We start from the raw sequence: 14,984 nt of genomic DNA, 5'->3' as shown, positions 1-14,984 counted from the left end.
TGCTCAGCAATTGGTATAATTATGGTTAATGGAACGCTTACATTTTAAGTTAACGAGCATGTAAATGCCGTTATTTCAGGCTTTCCAGCGTGGTGAGGAAGAGTGGCGAGTCCGGGAAGGCCATGAAACCGCCAATCGCGATCGCAATGCCGTAGGGAATCTTCTTGGCGATGAGAACCGAGTTCGGTACCGGCAAGCCGATAGCGAGGATCGTATCCGATTGCGCCCTCACCATCAGGATCAGCAAAGTGATGAAGCCGCCGATTATGGCAACATCGGTCATCAGGAAAAGAAGGGATTCGTTCAAGCCAAACCAGAGCGCGGTAGCGCTCAACAGCTTGGCGTCGCCGCCGCCCATCACATTGAAGGCAAAAAGCGCGAAACAGGCGGAAAAGACGATGGCGGCTGCGGCGAGATGCATGCCGATCGCTTGCAAGCCAAGGCCGGAAAGGGGCGCGAGAACGAAGAAGGAGACGATGAGGATCAAGGAAACGCGGTTCGGGATCGTCATGGTGAACAGATCCGAGAAGCCCGCCATGGCCAGGCAGAGTGGCAGTATCATGAAGACTGCAGCGGCGATCATGCGTATACCCGATCCTGACTTGATGCGAAAAGGCTCACGGCCGTTCAGCCTGTGAGCCCGCTCGATAGTTCGGCCGAAGCAAATCCGGCCGGTATTAGGCAGAGGCCGCGTCGGCAACGCTCGTCTTAGTTGGCCGCCGAAGTGGCGCTGTCCATCTTGGTGCTCAAGCCGTTAAACGTGTTGCCGATTTTGGTGCCGAGCGCGGTTGCGCCGGTGATGAGCGCTACGGAAATGAGGGCGGCGATCAGGCCGTATTCGATTGCGGTCGCGCCGGATTCGTCCTTCAGAAAACGGCTAAAAAGCTTGGTCATGGTAACTCCTAACTCCAGTTGATGTTCAGCACGTCCGCCAACTGTTGCCGTTGATCGGATGACTGCAACCTAGCGAATGGGCGTTTCTATCGACTTAAGGAAAAGAGTTAACGAGATTTGAACGAGACAACATGCCTTTGTAGAGTAAGTATTTTCTTACGGGCTTACCTCAATATTTAACAATATTCCCGCTATACCAGCTGCATTCATCCGGAAATAGCACATAGCACGGTGTCCAACCGCCGCGTGCGCCTCGGAGGCCGTATCATATCGGATCATCGCGCCTCATTCCGGAACAGGGCTGCCGGCTTAAGGCTTCGTTCACCATTTTTTTCCATTCTATGCCGATATTGCGCTGTGATCGTGAAAGAGGACCAAATGTCATCGAGCGGCAAAACCATTTTCTTTGCCGGCATGATCGCCGTTTTCGGTGTTTCGGGAGTTTCCGCGGCCGCAGACGATGACATGCTGCGCGTCTATATGGATCACGCGCGCGTATTGAAGCTCGACCGCCCTGTCAGCAAGGTCATCGTCGGCAATGCCAAGGTCGCCGATGCGACCGTCGCCGACGCCAAGACCATCGTCCTCACAGGACGCAGCTTCGGCACCACCAATCTGGTGCTGCTCGATGCCGACGGCAATGCCATCCTCGACGAGCGCATTCTGGTGTCGATCGATGAGGGCAATACGGTACGCGTCTACCGGCAGACCGAACGCTCCGTGCTGTCCTGCACGCCGAACTGCGAACAGCATGCGCAGCAGGCGGCGACCGGCACCACCTCGCCCTGATCGGCTTCCCGCCCTTACTTTAGCTATTCGTTAAAATCGTCGCGTCAGACTGAAACGGAAAATCAACGAACGGACCCTAGTGTGGCAGACAGAGAATGTCGCTCGGGTCCAGGCAATGACGGTAATTGATCAGAAGACGGATAAGGCGCACTCCCCAGCGCCGTTCCGATTCTTGCGGTTTCGCGCTCTCGCCCGCTCGCGCGAGGGGGCTGCGGCGATCGAATTCGCCTTGCTCGCCATTCCCTATTTCCTGGTGATTTTCGCCATCCTCGAAACCTTCGTCGCCTTCGCTGCCGAGGAGCTGGTCTCCAACGCCGTCGATACGATGAGCCGGAAGATGCGAACCGGGCAGATCACCTATAATCTCGGCCGCATGACCGATATGAACCAGGCGCAGTTCCGCCAGGCCTTCTGCAATGAGATCTCGATCCTGATCCGCTGCTCTGCGACCGAAGTGGCGACGCCGAGCAAGCTCTACGTGGATGTGCAGACCTTCAGCACCTTCTCAGCCATTCCGACGACAATTCCCAAGCTTTCCACCGCCAAATATGCCGACATCAACACGGCGGCCTTCAAATATACACCGGGCGGCGCCGGGACCATCAACATGGTCCGCGCCTACTACCGCTGGGAAATCATCACGGATCTGGTCCGGCCCTATATCACGACGATACGGCCCTCTGACGGTTCGATGCCGAATTATTATCTGATCGTCGCCACCGCGGCCTTCCAGAGCGAGCAGTATCCATAATGGCGCGTCTCAACCCGTTCACCAGGCTGGTATTGACGGTGCGGCGGCTGGCACAAGACCGCAAGGGCGCCGGAGCGATCGAATTCGCGATCCTCTTTCCCGTGCTCATCATGCTCTATATCGGCGCTTTCGAGATCACGATCGGCCTCAGCGTCAGCAAGCGGGCGACACGCGCCGCAGGCACGGTGGCCGACGTCGTCACCCAGCAGCAATCCGTCACCAAGAGCGCGCTTGCGCAGATGCCGTCGGTCGCAAACTCGATCTTCGTGCCCTACAATGCGACGTCGCTGACGCTGAAGATCACCGGGATCACCATCGATGCCAGCGCCAATGCGAAGGTGCTCTGGTCCTGGGCGCAGGATGGGACGGTGCCCTATGCCAAAAACTCGGCAGTCAGCAATGTGCCGTCCGATATGAAGACGGCGAACAGCTTCCTTGTTCGTACCGAGCTCAGCATCCCCTATACGATGTTCCTGTTTGCGCCGAACTTCATGCCGGACGGCATGCGCACGATCACCATCAGTCGCAGCTATTTCTACCGCCAGCGGCAAGGCGACTCGATCCCCTGCAGCGACTGCTGACGCCCCTTCTCGAATTTGCCAAGCCGGTCGCAGCATTATATGGCTGAGGCTATGCTACCTCCGACGTTTCCGGGGCGGCGATCGGTTCTTCGGGTGTAAAATGGCGCGTGCCTTTCTTTTCGTTCTGGATTCCTTCGGCGTCGGCGGCGCGCCGGATGCGGCGGCCTATGGCGATGAGGGCGCCGATACGCTCGGCCATATCGCCGAGTTCTGCGCGGCAGGTGCCGGAGACCGCGCCGGATTGCGCAGCGGACCGCTTTGCCTGCCCAACCTGTCGGAACTCGGGCTGATGCAGATCGCCCGCTCCGCCTCCGGCCGGTTCCCCGCCGGCATGCCGATCCCGGAGAAGGTCTACGGCATTTACGGCGCCGCCACCGAAATCTCCCGCGGCAAGGATACGCCGTCAGGCCATTGGGAGATCGCAGGAACACCCGTCAGTTTCGATTGGGGTTATTTCCCGACGGAGGGCGACGCCTTTCCCGAGGAACTCATCGAGGCGCTTTGCAGGGAGGCCGGCGTGTCCGGCATTCTCGGCAATTGCCATGCTTCGGGAACGGAAATCATTGCCCGGCTTGGCGAGGAGCATATCCGCACCGGCAAACCGATCTGCTACACCTCCTCGGATTCGGTCTTCCAGGTCGCGGCGCACGAAGTGCATTTCGGCCTCGATCGCCTGCTCGCCTTCTGCCAGGTCGCCCGGGGACTGCTCGATCGCTACAATATCGGCCGTGTCATCGCCCGGCCCTTCACCGGTCATTCCAGCTCGACCTTCCAGCGCACCGGAAACCGGCGCGACTTCTCGGTGCTGCCGCCGGAGCCGACGCTGCTTGACCGGCTGATCGAACACGGCCGGCATGTGCACGCTGTGGGAAAGATCGGCGACATCTTCGCGCATCAAGGGATTTCGCGCCTGATCAAGGCGAACGGCAACGAGGCGCTGATGGATGCGACGCTCTCCACCATCGACGAGGCCGAGGACGGCGATCTGGTCTTCACCAATTTCGTCGACTTCGACATGGTTTACGGCCATCGCCGCGATGTGCCGGGTTATGCCGCCGCACTCGAAGCCTTCGATGCACGACTGGCCGAAGTCCACAAGAAATTGAAGCCGGGCGATCTCGTCGTGCTCACCGCCGATCACGGCTGCGACCCGACCTGGCGCGGCACGGACCATACGCGCGAGCGTGTGCCCGTCATCGCCTATGGCCCCGGCATCCGGTCGCGTTCAATCGGCGTGCGCCGCAGCTACGCCGATATCGGCGAGAGCATTGCGCGCCATCTCGGCATTCCGGCCGGACCGCATGGAAGGAGTTTTCTGTGACGTCGCATTTGAAGAAGGTCGAATTGCACTGCCATCTGGAGGGTGCGGCTCCTCCTGAACTGACCGCTGCGCAGGCGCGCAAATACGGCGTCGACATCAGCGGCGAGCTTCGCGGCGGAGCCTATGTCTGGCATGACTTCGCAAGCTTCCTCGAATGTTACGACAAGGTTTCCGAGGTCTACAGGACCGAGGAGGACTATGCGCTTCTGACCGAGACCTATCTCGACGAACTCGCCGGCATCAATACGATCTACAGCGAGCTCATCGTTTCGCCCGACCACGGCAAACGCATCGGCCTCGGCGCCGATGCCTATATGTCAGGCATCTGCGAGGGCATCCGGCGGGCCAGGGAAAAGAGCGGCATCGAAGCCCGGCTGATCGTCACCGGCGAGCGGCATTTCGGTCCGGAGAGCGTCATCGGTGCGGCCGAATACGCGGCAAAGGCCGACAATCCGTTGATAACCGGCTTCAACCTTGCCGGCGAGGAGCGCATGGGGCGTGTGGCCGATTATATCAGGGCCTTCGATATCGCCCGCGATGCCGGCCTGGGGCTCACCATTCATGCCGGCGAGGTCTGTGGCGCCTTCAGCGTCGCCGACGCGCTCGATGCGGTGCGCCCCTCGCGTATCGGCCATGGCGTGCGCGCCATCGAGGATGTCGATCTGGTGAAGCGGCTTGCCGATCTCGGCACCGTGCTCGAGATCTGCCCGGGCTCCAATATCGCGCTCAAGGTCTTTCCCGATTTCGCTTCGCATCCGCTGCGCCGGCTGAAGGAAGCCGGCGTGCGGGTGACGATCAGCTCGGACGATCCGCCTTTCTTTCATACTTCGCTTGCGCGGGAATACGAACTTGCCGCCGAGGCTTTCGGCTTCAGCGACGCCGAGATCGATGCCATGACGCGAACGGCGATCGAAGCGGCCTTCGTCGACGAAGAGACACGCAAGGCGCTGCTCGCCCGGCTTTGAGGCCAAATTTAGAGCGAGGCTGGGGAAGATCGGTGCAAATTTACCGCCACTCTTGCGGTCGGGCCGATTTCCGTGAAAGAAACATTCGATAGAAAGAATGAAAGGCTTCCCCATGGACGGCGTCACGGTCATCGATCATCCGCTTGTGCAGCACAAGCTCACCATCATGCGGCGCAAGGAGACATCGACGGGAAGTTTCCGGCGATTGCTGCGCGAAATCTCCACACTGCTTTGTTACGAAGTGACCCGCGATCTCGAACTGACGATGGAAACGATCGAGACGCCGCTGCAAACGATGGAATCGCCGATCCTCGAGGGCAAGAAGCTGGTCTTCGCCTCGATCCTGCGTGCCGGCAACGGGCTGCTCGAAGGCATGCTCGATCTCGTGCCCTCAGCCCGCGTCTCGCATATCGGCGTCTACCGCGACCACGAGACGCTGCAGCCGGTCGAATATTACTTCAAGGCGCCTGAAGACGTGGCCGAGCGCCTGATCATCGTCGTCGACCCGATGCTGGCGACCGGCAATTCCTCGATCGCCGCAATCGACAAGCTCAAGGAACGCGGCGCCCACAATATCCGCTTCCTCTGCCTGCTCGCCGCCCCGGAAGGCATCCAGAACTTCCGCGCCGCCCATCCAGACGTTCCTGTTTTCACCGCCTCGATCGACAGCCATCTCAACGAGAAGGGCTATATCGTGCCCGGCCTCGGCGATGCCGGCGACCGCATGTACGGCACCAAATAATTTCAGCCTTCCTTTACCAAATCGAAAGACTTAAGGCCCGGACGGCCCGCTCCGGGCCCTTTCATTGTCGATATTAGCAACTTATCAGGATTTGAAGCTTAGCAAGTTTGAAGCATGAGGCCCTGCATGAAGCCGGGTTTATACAGGAAGGATTTCTGTTTCATGCTCGTGCGTACCGTCATATTCGCCAGCATCGCCGCGGTGCTGGCCACACAGGCGCCTTCCTTCTTCGGAAGCACCAGCCAGCAGCCTGCCGACGCTCTCTCCGCCAATTACATCTCAACCGAAGGCGACAAGCCCGCAGCACCCGCGCCGGTCTCCGCCGGCAATGCAATCCGCCTGCAAGCGGATGCCCAGGGGCATTATACCGGCAGCTTCAAGATCAATGGCAAGCCGGTGCAGGGCCTGATCGATACCGGTGCGACTTATGTGGCGCTCAACGAGACGCTCGCCCGCCGGCTCGGCTACACCGCCAACCAGCTCGATTTCCGCTACGGCGTCAACACGGCCAACGGCCAGACGAAGGCGGCGCATGTGATGCTCGACCGGGTCGAAATCGGCGGTATTCGCGTGCGGGATGTCGAAGCCTTCGTCCTCAAGGACGATGCGCTGACAACGACGCTGGTCGGCATGAGCTTCCTGCAGAAGCTCGCCTCCTATTCCGTCGCCGACGGTTCACTCAGCCTCAAGCAATAACCGGGTCAGATCCTGGTCGAAATCACCGGCGTCAGCTTCGGACTGTCTTCGGTGATGCGGTAGTGCGCGGCAAGAGCGGCCGCCGCCCTTGCCGCGGCTGCGTCGTCGGCGGCATGAACCAGCGCGATCGGCTCGCCTGCGGTGACGCGGCTGCCAAGCGGCAGCAATTCTGAGAAGCCGACGCGATGATCGATCCGGTCGGCTGGATGGCGTCTGCCGCCGCCAAGATCGATGACGCTGACGCCGATGCCACGCGCGTCGCATGCGGCAAGCCAGCCGGACCGGGCGACAAGGACAGGCTTTTCCACAGGCGCCCTGGCGAGATACCTGTCGGGGTTTTCCAAGAGATCGGCCGGGCCGCCAAGCATGGATACCATGCGCGCGAAAACCTCAGCTGCCTTTCCCGATGACAGCGCCCGACGCGCCATCCCCTCGCCGTCTTCAGAGGACGCGGCGATACCCGACTTCACCAGCATCTCTGTGGCAAAGGCAAGAACGACGGCCTCGAGCCGCGTGTCCGCCTTCCCACCCGCCAGGAAATCCAGGCAATTGCGCATTTCAACGGCATTGCCGGCCGCATCGGCGAGCGGCTGGTTCATGTCGGTGATCAGCGCCGAGGTCTTCACCCCTGCGCCATTGGCAACCTCGACCAGCGACTGCGCCAGGGTCTCCGCCTGGGCGCGGTCGGCCATGAAGGCGCCGTTGCCGACCTTGACGTCGAGCACCAGCGTCTGAAGCCCGGCCGCAAGTTTCTTCGACAGGATGGAGGCGGTGATGAGCGGAATGGAATCGACGGTAGCGGTCACATCGCGCACGGCATAGAGCCTGCCATCAGCCGGCGCCAGGGCGCCGGTCTGACCGATAATAGCGCATCCCGCCTGCTTCACGACCTTGTGGAACAGGTCGGCATCCGGGGTGATCCTATAGCCGGGAATGGATTCGAGCTTATCGAGCGTGCCGCCGGTATGACCGAGGCCGCGCCCCGATATCATCGGAACGGCGAGGCCGCAGGCGGCAGCAATCGGCGCCAGCATCAGCGAAACATTGTCGCCGACACCGCCGGTCGAATGTTTGTCGGCGATCGGGCGGTCGATGTCCGTCCATTGCAGCCGATCGCCGGAATCGGCCATCGCCAGCGTCAGGGCAACGATTTCCTCGCGTGACATGCCCTTGAACCAGACGGCCATGGCGAAGGCGCCGATCTGGCCTTCCGACAGCTGGCCGGCAGCGAGGGCTGCGATGAAAGACCGGATATCGGCGGGGTCGAGTTCGTCGCCATCGCGTTTGCGCCGGATGATCTCCTGCGGGATCATTTCAATAGCTCGACGCCGCAGCGGGTGCGGATTGTGTTCCGCTCAGAACCGCCAGGATATCGTCGAGCAGGCCGGAAGCGCCGAAGCGGAAGGTCGACGGCATCGCCCAGTCGGGCGCCATGATGGTTTCGGCCAGGCTCAGATAAAGCGCCGCATCGGCCACCGAACCGATACCGCCGGCCGGCTTGAAGCCGACCTTGCGGCCGCTCTCGCGAATGGCGCGGATCATGATGTCGGCGGCTTCGAGCGTCGCGTTGACGGCGACCTTGCCGGTGGAGGTCTTGATGAAATCGGCGCCGGCTTCGATGGCGAGTTCAGAGGCGCGACGGATCAAGGCCGCATCCTTCAACTCGCCGGCCTCGATAATGACTTTCAGCAGCACGGGACCGGCGCATTCGGCGCGGATTGCCTTGACCATGTCGGTCACCGCCTTCTCATTGCCTGATATAAGCTTGCGGTAGGGAATGACCAGATCGATCTCGTCGGTGCCGTCGGCAATCGCCTCACGGGTTTCGGCGGCAACGTCGGCCACTTCCATGTCACCCGAGGGGAAATTGACGACGGTGGCGATCCGCACGGCATGACCGGTGCCGAGGATGTTGCGGGCATAGGCAACGAAGCGCGGCCAGATGCAGATGGCGGCGCTGTTGCCATAGGGCGTCTGCGCGCGGGTGCAGAGTGCCTCGATCTGCGCTTCGGTGCAATCATCTTTCAGATTGGTCAGATCGAGTAGGGAAAGGGCAACAGCCGCCGTTTCCCGGTTGGAATGGCTATTCATTTTCGCTTCCTCTAGAGCATGATGCCGAAAAGTGTGAGCGGTTTTCTCATGACAGCATGCTCTCACTATCTAATGTAGAACAGGATTCAGACTTTACGCCGACCCGGCCTAAAATTATCCGGTTCTGGCCGCAATCATCTCTTTCAATATGGCGGCGAGACGGGCACCGCCGATGGGCGCCATGTCCTTGGTTTCTTCATGGCTGAGCTCATTGCCGGTCATACCCGCCCCATAGTTGGTGATAACGGAGGCGGCGGCAACCCTAAGACCCAGCATTCTTGCGATGATCACCTCCGGCACCGTCGACATGCCGACGGCATCGGCGCCAAGGATGCGCGCCATGCGGATTTCGGCCGGCGTTTCGAAGCTCGGGCCGGAGAACCACATGTACACACCCTCCGCCAGCTCGATTTTGAGCTTTGCCGCTGCCTTCTGCATCGCCGCAGCGAGGTCGGCATCGTACGCATTGGTCATGCCGACGAAACGGTGGTCGCTTTCCTCGCCGATCAGCGGGTTCATGCCGGAATAGTTGATGTGATCGGTGATCTGCATCACCGAACCGGGCGGCATGTCGTCGCGCAACGATCCGGCCGAATTGGTCAGGATCAGCGACTCGACGCCGAGCGCCTTCAGCACCTCGATCGGCAGGCGCATGGCGTTGGCATCGCCCTTCTCGTAATAATGCACGCGGCCGGAGAGCATGACGACGGGCACGCCGCCGAGCCGGCCGGCGACGACCTCGCCCGCATGGCCCGAAACGGCGCTGACGGGATAGCCCGGCAGGTCGCGATAGGGAATACGCACGGCGCCTTCCAGCTCTCCAACGAGGGAGCCGAGGCCGGAGCCGAGCACGATACCGTGGCGCGGCTTGATAGCGCCGAGCAATGCGGCAAGCAGATCGACCGTCGCCTTCATCCGAGTTCGGTCTCGAAGCTGAAGGGAAGGAGCTCTTCCATCGTCATGGTCCTCTGCACGCCCGCCTCATCGCAGAGATAGATCTTCGTGTCCTTGGAGGCGAATTCAGAGATCTTCTGGCGGCAGCCGCCGCAGGGCGGGCAGAGCGGCAGCTTTTCGGCGATGACCGCCATTTCGACGATCTTCTTGGCGCCACCCATGATCATGGCACTGATCGCCGTCGGCTCGGCGCACCACCCTTGCGGAAAGGACAGATTTTCGATGTTGGCGCCGCTATAGACCTTGCCGTCCTCGGCGCGGATCGCCGCACCGACCGGAAATTTCGAATAGGGCGCGTGGGCAAAAGCCATGGCGCCGCGAGCGGCTTCGAACAGGTCGTGAGACATATCAACGCTCCTTCGTATAGGGCACGCCGCCGGCCTTCGGCGGGGTCGCAACGCCGATGAAGCCGGCAAGCAGGATGCAGGTGAGGATATAGGGCAGCGCCTGGAAGACCTGAACCGGCACTTCACCGATCAGCGGCACCTGCTTTCCCTGCATGAAATTGGCCAGCGCATCGAGGAAGCCGAAGAGCAGGCAGGCGAACATGACAGGCACCGGCTTCCACTTGGCGAAGACGAGAGCGGCGAGCGCGATATAGCCCTTGCCGGCCGACATGTCCTTGATGAAGGCGGCGGACTGGGCGATCGCCAGATAGGTGCCGGCAAAGCCGCAGAGGATGCCGGCGCACATGACGGCGCGGTAGCGCAGCCAGGCGACCGAGATGCCGGCCGTATCGACCGCACCTGGGTTTTCGCCGACGGCGCGCAGGCGCAGGCCGAAACGCGTGCGATAAAGCACCCACCAGGAAAACGGCACGGCAAGAAAGGCAAGGTAAGTCAGGATATTGTTGCCCGATATGACGTTGGCATAGAGCGGGCCGAGGATCGGTACGCCGCGGGCGGCATCGGCGCCGGGCAGGATGATCGGCGCGAAGCGCGCCTCCGCCGACAGCTGCGGCGTGCGCCCGCCCTGGCCGAACCATGCCTGGCCGAGCACGATGGTGATGCCGGCGATGAAGAAGTTGATCGCCACGCCCGAGACGATCTGGTTGCCACGGTTGGTGATCGAGGCGAAGCCATGCACCAGGCTGAGCGCCACCGAGCAGACGATGCCGGCACCGAGCCCGAGCCAGGCCGAACCGGTGAGATAGGCGATGCAGGCGGCAGCAAAGGCTGAGCCCAGCATCTTGCCCTCAAGGCCGATATCGAAGATGCCGGCGCGTTCCGAAAACAGGCCGGCAAGGGCAGTGAAAATCAGCGGAATCGACAGGCGAATGGTCGAGCTCAGAACGCTGATGAAGATGTCGTAATAATCCATCGTCCGCTCCTCAGGCTCGCTTGAACTGTTGATAGAGGTGCACCATCGCCGGCCGGAACATATATTCCAGCGCGCCGGCAAACAGGATCACCAGACCCTGGATGACCAGGATCATCTCGCGGGTGATGTTCGGCATTTCGAAGGAGATCCAGTCGCCGCCCTGATAAAGGATGCCGAAGAGGATCGCGGCGAAGATGATGCCGAGCGGATGATTGCGGCCCATCAACGACACAGCGATGCCGACGAAGCCTGCGCCGCCGACGAACTCCACCTGCAGGCGCGCGGAAGAGCCCATGACAGGATTCAAAGCCATCATGCCGGCAAGTGCGCCGGAAAGCAGCATGGCGATGATGACAATCCGCGCATAGGGAATACCGGCATACTCGGCAGCCGTCGAACTCACACCCAGCGTGCGCATCTCGAAGCCGAGCTTGGTACGCCAGATGAGGATCCAGACAAACCAGGCGGCAAGAAGGGCGATAATGAAGGAGACGTTGAACGGCGCAGCACCCAATTTGCTGCCGAAGATACTCATGACCCAGCCAAGCTTGGGAAGCTGCCCGCCGTCGAGGAATGTGCGGGTTTCCGGCGCCATCTTGCCGGGCACGATCAGCACATGCACCAGCAGATACACCATCAGGGCGGCGGCGATATAGTTGAACATGATCGTCGTGATGACGATATGGCTGCCGCGCTTGGCCTGCAGGAAAGCGGGGATGAAGGCCCAGGCAGCACCAAAGAGGCCGGCGCCGATGACGGCGATCGGCATCGTCACATACCACGGCACGTAGCGATCGAGCGCGAGCGCCACCAGCGCGCAGCCCAGCCCACCGACATAGGCCTGGCCTTCCGAGCCGATGTTGAACAGGCCGGCATGGATGGCAACAGCCACGGAAAGACCGGTGAAGATGAAGCTCGTCGCATAGTAGAGCGTGAAGCCGATGCCTTCGCCGCTACCGAACGCGCCTTCGATCAGCAGCGATAGCGCAGCGAGCGGGCTCTCGCCGATCAGCCAGACGACGAAGCCGGAGATCAGGAAAGCGACGATGAGATTGAGAAGTGGGATCAGGCCGTAGTTGATCCAGTTTGGCAGCGGAACGGAAGCAGTGCTCATAAAGGCCTCACGCGGCAATGCCGGCCATCATCAGGCCGAGGGTCTGTTCACCGGCATCGGGCGTCTTCTCGCCGACCACATGGCCGGCAAACATGACAAGGATACGGTCTGAAAGGGAGCGGATTTCATCGAGTTCGACGGAGACGAGCAGGATCGCCTTGCCCGCATCGCGCATTTCGATGATCCGGCGGTGGATGAATTCGATGGCGCCGATATCGACGCCGCGGGTCGGCTGGCCGATGATCAGCATCTTCGGATCGCGCTCGATTTCGCGGGCAACGACGATCTTCTGCTGGTTGCCGCCTGAGAAATTCGCTGTCTTCAGCCGCGGGTTCGGCGGGCGGATATCGTATTTTTCGATCTTCTCCATCGCATCCCTGCGGATCGCCTCGAGATCGAGCAGCGGGCCTTTGCTGTAGCCCGGACGGCGGTGGTAACCGAGCACGGAATTTTCGTATTCCTCGAATTTCAAAACCAGACCCATATGGTGGCGGTCTTCGGGAATATGGGCGAGGCCGAGCTCGCGCAGGCGGGCGGGATCGGCCTTGTCGATCGTCTGGCCGTCGAGAAGGATTTCGCCGGAGGCGGGCTTGCGGATGCCGGCTATCGCCTCCAGCAATTCGGATTGGCCGTTGCCGGCAACCCCGGCAATGCCGACGATCTCGCCTGCGCGCACGTCGAAGGAGACATTGTCGACCATGGTGACGCCGCGATTGTCCTTGACAGTCAGGTTGCGGACGGAGAGCACAGCCGCTCCAGGGTTCGCCTCGCCCTTCTGCACGCGCAGCAGCACGCGGCGGCCGACCATCAGCTCGGCAAGCTCTTCCACCGTCGTTTCCGCCGTCTTGCGGGTCGCGACCATCTCGCCGCGGCGCATGACCGAAACCGTGTCGGTGATCGCCATGATCTCGCGCAGCTTATGGGTGATGAGAATGATCGTCTTGCCCTGGTCGCGCAGCACCTTGAGAATGCGGAAGAGGTGGTCGGCTTCGGCCGGCGTCAGCACGCCCGTCGGCTCGTCGAGGATCAGGATCTCGGCGCCGCGATACATGGCTTTCAGGATTTCGACGCGCTGCTGCAGGCCGACCGGCAGCTCTTCGATCAGCGCGTCCGGATCGACCTCGAGGCCATACTCCGTTTCCAGCCGCTTGAGTTCGGCGCGGGCCGATGCGACGCCTCTCGCCAGCAGCATGCCGCCTTCGGCGCCGAGCATGATATTCTCAAGCACCGTGAAATTATCGACCAGCATGAAATGCTGGTGCACCATGCCGATGCCGGTGGCGATCGCCGCCTGGCTGTCGCGGATGGTGACGGGATTGCCATTGACGCGGATCTCGCCGCTGTCGGCATGGTAAAAACCGTAAATGATCGACATCAGCGTCGATTTTCCGGCGCCGTTTTCACCGATGATGCCGTGGATCGTCCCCTTGGCAACGGTGAGGTTGATGTCCTTGTTGGCATGGACGGCACCGAATTTCTTATCGATGCCGACAAGCTCGATAGCGGGCTTATCTGTCACTGCAGGCTCCAAATAAGAAAAGGGCGTATGGCGAAAATCCCCTCCGCCATACGCCCGATCTCAATCGTCGATTACATCCGGGCGCGGATCACTTCGGGCAAGCGTTGTCCGAGGTATAGTCGTGAACCTTGATGGTGCCTGCGATGATATCGGCCTTGGCCTTGTCGACAGCCGCCTGCATTTCCGGCGTGATCAGCGACTTGTTGTTGTCGTCGATCGCGGCACCAACACCATCTTCCTTGACGCCGAGCGCCTGGACGCCGCCGGTGAACTTGTCGTTTTTGGTGTCGGTATAGGCGTTATAGACGGCGAGGTCGACGCGCTTGACCATCGAGGTCAGGACGGAGCCCGGATGCAGATGGTTCTGGTTGGAATCGACGCCGATCGACAGCTTCTTGTTGTCGGCAGCGGTCTGCAGGACGCCGAGACCGGTGGCACCGGCTGCCGCGTAAATAACGTCGGCGCCCTGATCGATCTGGTTCTTGGTGAGTTCGCCGCCGCGAACCGGGTCATTCCAGGCTGCACCGGTGGTACCGGTCATGTTCTGGAAAACTTCGACATTGGCCTTGGCTGCGCGTGCGCCCTGCTCGTAGCCGCATTCGAACTTGCGGATCAGCGGAATGTCCATGCCGCCGACGAAGCCGACCTTGCCGGTCTTCGACGCCATGCCGGCGAGAACGCCGACGAGGTAGGAACCCTCTTCTTCCTTGTAGACCACCGAGCGGACGTTCGGCTTGTCGACGACAGCGTCAACGATGATGAACTTGGTATCGGGGAATTCGGCTGCGACCTTCTCGATGGCCGAGGTCCAGGCGAAGGAAACGGCAACCACCGGGTTGAAACCGCGGCTTGCAAAGTTGCGGATGGCCTGTTCACCCTGGGTGTCGCCGGTCGGCTCGAAGTCGCGATAGGCAATGCCGGTCTCGGCCTTGAACTTCTCGGCACCGTTGTAGGCCGCCTCATTGAAGGACTTATCGAACTTCCCGCCGGTGCCGTAAACCAGCGCCGGCTTGACATCGGCGGCCAGCGCCGTCGTCGACATGGCAGCCACGGCAAGGAGAGTGAGAAGGGATTTTTTCATTGTGCAGCCCTGTTGTTGCTATTCGTTAGGGGTCCTCCCGCAAGTCCTTTCCGGACATGTCTGCGGAACCACCGACCTCCCCCCGGAGGCCTGGCTGCGCGCATCCTTGCATGGCTCACAGAAAAATTCACCAGAAATTTTTCAGGCGGTAAAGATTTGCAGGGAT

General features: G+C 61.1%; 17 protein-coding genes. 7 read left to right on the top strand and 10 right to left on the bottom strand.

The genetic code is table 11. From position 1 onward, the window contains the following. Positions 1-70: 70 nt before the first annotated feature. Complete coding sequence (locus FHX14_RS06595) at positions 71-583, bottom strand: prepilin peptidase (protein ID WP_184376623.1); 513 nt, start codon at positions 581-583, stop codon at positions 71-73. 125 nt (positions 584-708) lie between these two features. Beyond that, positions 709-894 carry a Flp family type IVb pilin gene (locus FHX14_RS06590; RefSeq protein WP_003589224.1) on the bottom strand — a complete coding sequence of 62 codons (186 nt, stop codon included), beginning with the start codon at positions 892-894 and terminating at the stop codon, positions 709-711. Between the two features lie 378 nt (positions 895-1,272). On the opposite strand from FHX14_RS06590, the gene FHX14_RS06585 reads away from it, so the two are divergent. From FHX14_RS06585 to FHX14_RS06555, 7 genes are all read left to right on the top strand, one after another. Further along, complete coding sequence (locus tag FHX14_RS06585) at positions 1,273-1,683, top strand: pilus assembly protein N-terminal domain-containing protein (protein WP_003589225.1); 411 nt, start codon at positions 1,273-1,275, stop codon at positions 1,681-1,683. 115 nt (positions 1,684-1,798) lie between these two features. Further along, positions 1,799-2,434, top strand: coding sequence for a TadE/TadG family type IV pilus assembly protein (locus FHX14_RS06580; protein ID WP_184376622.1), 636 nt, complete (start codon positions 1,799-1,801; stop codon positions 2,432-2,434). Continuing rightward, positions 2,434-3,015, top strand: coding sequence for a TadE/TadG family type IV pilus assembly protein (locus FHX14_RS06575; protein ID WP_184376621.1), 582 nt, complete (start codon positions 2,434-2,436; stop codon positions 3,013-3,015). The genes FHX14_RS06580 and FHX14_RS06575 overlap by 1 nt, the downstream gene beginning before the upstream one ends. A 100-nt stretch (positions 3,016-3,115) precedes the next feature. Next, complete coding sequence (locus tag FHX14_RS06570; protein WP_003589229.1) at positions 3,116-4,336, top strand: phosphopentomutase; 1,221 nt, start codon at positions 3,116-3,118, stop codon at positions 4,334-4,336. After that, positions 4,333-5,301, top strand: a complete 969-nt coding sequence (locus FHX14_RS06565; RefSeq protein ID WP_184376620.1) for an adenosine deaminase — start codon at positions 4,333-4,335, stop codon at positions 5,299-5,301. Before FHX14_RS06570 ends, FHX14_RS06565 begins: the two co-directional genes overlap by 4 nt. Positions 5,302-5,413: 112 nt before the next feature. Next, a complete protein-coding gene (gene upp / locus FHX14_RS06560) occupies positions 5,414-6,043 on the top strand; it encodes a uracil phosphoribosyltransferase (RefSeq protein WP_012559569.1) in 630 nt (209 codons plus the stop codon). Positions 6,044-6,169: 126 nt separating this feature from the next. Further along, positions 6,170-6,739, top strand: coding sequence for a TIGR02281 family clan AA aspartic protease (locus FHX14_RS06555; RefSeq protein WP_183694543.1), 570 nt, complete (start codon positions 6,170-6,172; stop codon positions 6,737-6,739). A gap of 5 nt (positions 6,740-6,744) precedes the next feature. Here FHX14_RS06555 and deoA read toward each other — a convergent pair whose 3' ends face one another. From deoA to FHX14_RS06515, 8 genes are all read right to left on the bottom strand, one after another. Then, positions 6,745-8,052: a thymidine phosphorylase gene (gene deoA, locus FHX14_RS06550; protein WP_184376619.1), complete on the bottom strand. Its 1,308-nt coding sequence runs from the start codon at positions 8,050-8,052 to the stop codon at positions 6,745-6,747. A gap of 1 nt (position 8,053) precedes the next feature. Continuing rightward, complete coding sequence (gene deoC / locus FHX14_RS06545; protein WP_184376618.1) at positions 8,054-8,830, bottom strand: deoxyribose-phosphate aldolase; 777 nt, start codon at positions 8,828-8,830, stop codon at positions 8,054-8,056. Between the two features lie 114 nt (positions 8,831-8,944). After that, entirely contained in the window at positions 8,945-9,745 is an 801-nt protein-coding gene (locus FHX14_RS06540; RefSeq protein ID WP_184376617.1) for a purine-nucleoside phosphorylase, read from the bottom strand. Beyond that, positions 9,742-10,131 carry a cytidine deaminase gene (locus FHX14_RS06535; protein ID WP_184376616.1) on the bottom strand — a complete coding sequence of 130 codons (390 nt, stop codon included), beginning with the start codon at positions 10,129-10,131 and terminating at the stop codon, positions 9,742-9,744. Before FHX14_RS06535 ends, FHX14_RS06540 begins: the two co-directional genes overlap by 4 nt. A gap of 1 nt (position 10,132) precedes the next feature. Further along, positions 10,133-11,104, bottom strand: a complete 972-nt coding sequence (locus tag FHX14_RS06530; protein WP_184376615.1) for an ABC transporter permease — start codon at positions 11,102-11,104, stop codon at positions 10,133-10,135. Positions 11,105-11,114: 10 nt separating this feature from the next. Next, the gene (locus tag FHX14_RS06525; protein ID WP_184376614.1) at positions 11,115-12,218 is read right to left on the bottom strand and encodes an ABC transporter permease; all 1,104 of its coding nucleotides are present in this window, start codon (positions 12,216-12,218) and stop codon (positions 11,115-11,117) included. 7 nt (positions 12,219-12,225) lie between these two features. Continuing rightward, complete coding sequence (locus tag FHX14_RS06520; RefSeq protein ID WP_003589244.1) at positions 12,226-13,737, bottom strand: ABC transporter ATP-binding protein; 1,512 nt, start codon at positions 13,735-13,737, stop codon at positions 12,226-12,228. Between the two features lie 88 nt (positions 13,738-13,825). Further along, a complete protein-coding gene (locus FHX14_RS06515) occupies positions 13,826-14,818 on the bottom strand; it encodes a BMP family ABC transporter substrate-binding protein (RefSeq protein WP_003589245.1) in 993 nt (330 codons plus the stop codon). Positions 14,819-14,984 lie beyond the last annotated feature (166 nt).

The organism is Rhizobium sp. BK619 (assembly GCF_014195245.1).
Classification (GTDB): domain Bacteria; phylum Pseudomonadota; class Alphaproteobacteria; order Rhizobiales; family Rhizobiaceae; genus Rhizobium; species Rhizobium acidisoli.
Note: the sequence above shows the minus strand (reverse complement) of the source record. Positions and strands in the feature narration are given on the sequence as shown.